Source organism: Bradyrhizobium sp. MV1.5 (genome assembly GCF_055807615.1).
In genome coordinates this window covers 1-2,522 of sequence record NZ_JBVVPL010000101.1, presented here as the reverse complement: position 1 = coordinate 2,522, position 2,522 = coordinate 1, and the positions used below count along the sequence as shown (strand labels likewise).

General features: G+C 63.3%; 2 protein-coding genes and 1 pseudogene. 2 read left to right on the top strand and 1 reads right to left on the bottom strand.

Annotated elements, in window-relative coordinates; genetic code table 11:
* Positions 1–66: 66 nt before the first annotated feature.
* Positions 67–591: a peptide deformylase gene (def, locus tag AC0L2J_RS34625; RefSeq protein WP_007597693.1), complete on the bottom strand. Its 525-nt coding sequence runs from the start codon at positions 589–591 to the stop codon at positions 67–69.
* A gap of 171 nt (positions 592–762) precedes the next feature.
* Between def and AC0L2J_RS34620 the strand changes: the two genes are divergently transcribed.
* Both AC0L2J_RS34620 and AC0L2J_RS34615 read left to right on the top strand, forming a co-directional pair.
* Positions 763–1,962, top strand: coding sequence for a DNA recombination protein RmuC (locus tag AC0L2J_RS34620; protein ID WP_473395967.1), 1,200 nt, complete (start codon positions 763–765; stop codon positions 1,960–1,962).
* Positions 1,963–2,096: 134 nt separating this feature from the next.
* Positions 2,097–2,398 (top strand): annotated as a pseudogene (locus AC0L2J_RS34615) (GIY-YIG nuclease family protein).
* Positions 2,399–2,522 lie beyond the last annotated feature (124 nt).

Sequence of the window (2,522 nt, the reverse complement as noted above, 5' to 3'; positions counted from 1 at the left end):
CCCTAGCCCTCCCCCACAAGGGGGGAAGAAGCGCAGGGGAATGTGGGGCAGCACAGTCGCTTGTACTCACTCCGCGCGCTTGGCGGCTTTCTCGAACTTCTTGAGCACGCGGTCGCGCTTGAGCTTTGACAGATAGTCGACGAACAGCACGCCGTTGAGATGGTCGATCTCGTGCTGGATGCAGGTGGCGTAGAGGCCTTCGGCGTCCTCCTCGTGCACCTTGCCGTCCAGATCGGTGTAGCGCACCCGCACCTTCGCAGGGCGCTCGACCTCCTCGTAATATTCGGGGATCGACAGGCAGCCTTCCTCGTAGACCGACAGGTCCTCGGAGGAGGCGATGATTTCCGGATTGATGAAGACGCGCGGCTCGGGCTTGGTCTCGCCGTCCTGGTCGGGCTTGGCGAGGTCCATGGTGATCAGCCGCAACGGCTGCGCGATCTGGATCGCCGCGAGCCCGATGCCGGGCGCGTCGTACATGGTCTCGAACATGTCGTCGGCAAGCTTGCGGATCTCCGGCGTGACCTTCTCGATCGGCTTGGAGACCAGACGCAGCTGCTTGTCGGGCAGGATGATGATTTCTCTGAGGGCCATGGCCGCGATTTAAGCCGCGCGTTCGATGCGGTCAATGCGGCCGGGAACCCCGTTAACCCTCCGCTAACCATAAAACTTCGGGTTTCGTTAACCATAAAATTTAACGGGGCATTTACACTAAATGTTCGCTATTCGTTCGTGCGGGCGAGCGAATCGGCTAGAAGCAGGGGCATGAACGAGATCATTTTCATGCTCGGCGACTGGCCGGTGCGCGCCGTGGACGCGCTGATCGGCTTCGGCGCCCTGGTCCTTATCCTGATGGTGGTGATTGCCGTGGTGATCGCGCGCTCCGGGCGGCGCGGGGCGGAACTCGCGATGGCCAACGCGATCCGCGCCGACGAGCTCGAGGAGCGCATCAGCCAGATGCTGCACGCCCAGAGCGAGGCTTCGGGCCGCGTCGACGCCATGACCCAGACGCTGGCCGGCCGCCAGGCCGACATGGCACGCGCGGTCAACGAGCGGCTGGATTCGGTGACCCACCGGGTCGGCCAATCGATGGAAAACACCACGCGCAACACCATGGATAGCCTGCGCGCCCTGCACGAGCGGCTCGGCATCATCGACAGCGCGCACAAGAACCTCACCGACCTCACCACGCAGGTGACGACCCTGCGCGACGTGCTCGCCAACAAGCAGTCGCGCGGCGCCTTCGGTCAGGCGCGGATGGAGGCGATCGTCCAGGATGGTCTGCCCAAGGGCGCCTACGAGTTCCAGTTCACGCTCTCGACCGGCAAGCGTCCGGACTGCGTCGTGTTCCTGCCCGACCAGCGGCCGCTCTGCATCGACGCGAAATTTCCGCTGGAAGCGATGACCGCGCTGCATGACGCGCGCACCGACGAGGAAAAGCGTATCGCCACGCAGCGGCTGCGCGGCGACGTGATGAAGCATGTCAGCGACATCGCCGAAAAATATCTCGTCGCCGGCGAGACCCAGGACATGGCGCTGATGTTCGTGCCGTCGGAATCGGTCTACGCCGAAATCCACGACGGTTTCGACGACGTGATCCAGAAGGCCTATCGCGCCCGCGTCGTGCTGGTGTCGCCTTCGCTGCTGATGCTGGCGATCCAGGTGATGCAGCAGATCATGAAGGACGCGCGCATGCGCGACGCCGCCGACCAGATCCGCACCGAGGTGATCAAGCTCGGCGACGACCTCGGCCGCCTGCGCGACCGCGTGCTGAAGCTGCAGAAGCATTTTGCCGACGCCAACGAGGACGTGCGGCAGGTGCTGATCTCCGCCGACAAGATCGAGAAACGCGCCGGGCGCATCGAAGAGCTCGATTTCAGCAAGACCGATGCACCCGAAGCCCCGCATCTGGTGGCCACCGGGGCTGCCGAACTGTTCCCGCGGAAGCTCCAGGCGGGGGAGTGAGATTGAGGCACACTGTCATGCCCCGCGAAGGCGGGGCATCCAGTACGCCGCGGCAGTCGTGATTGAACCGGGATGCTGGTGATTACTGGATCGTCCGCCTTCGCGGACGATGACAGCGGAGCGGGAGGCGGCAGATGGGCGGGCGCTGCTACTACGTTTATATCCTCGCCAGCAAGATCGGCGGAACGCTGTACATTGGCGTGACAAATGATCTCATCCGCCGCGTGGCGGAGCATAAATTGCAGTTGGTCGAGAGCTTCACGCAGGAATATGGCGTTGTGAAGCTAGTCTATTTCGAGCAATTCGATGATCCCGAGAATGCGATAAAACGCGAGAAGCGCCTGAAAAATGGAAGCGCGACTGGAAGATTGCGCTGATCGAGAAGGATAATCCTGATTGGAACGATCTCTATGCGGGGATCGCAGGTCCGCCATAACTCCGGCCTCTGGAATACTGGGTCGGCCCGGGCAGCCCGGGGGCGCCCCCACACATTTTGGCGCCAGAAAATGGGAACACCACCCCCAGACCCCCCCCCCCCCCCCCCCCCCCCCCCCGCCCCC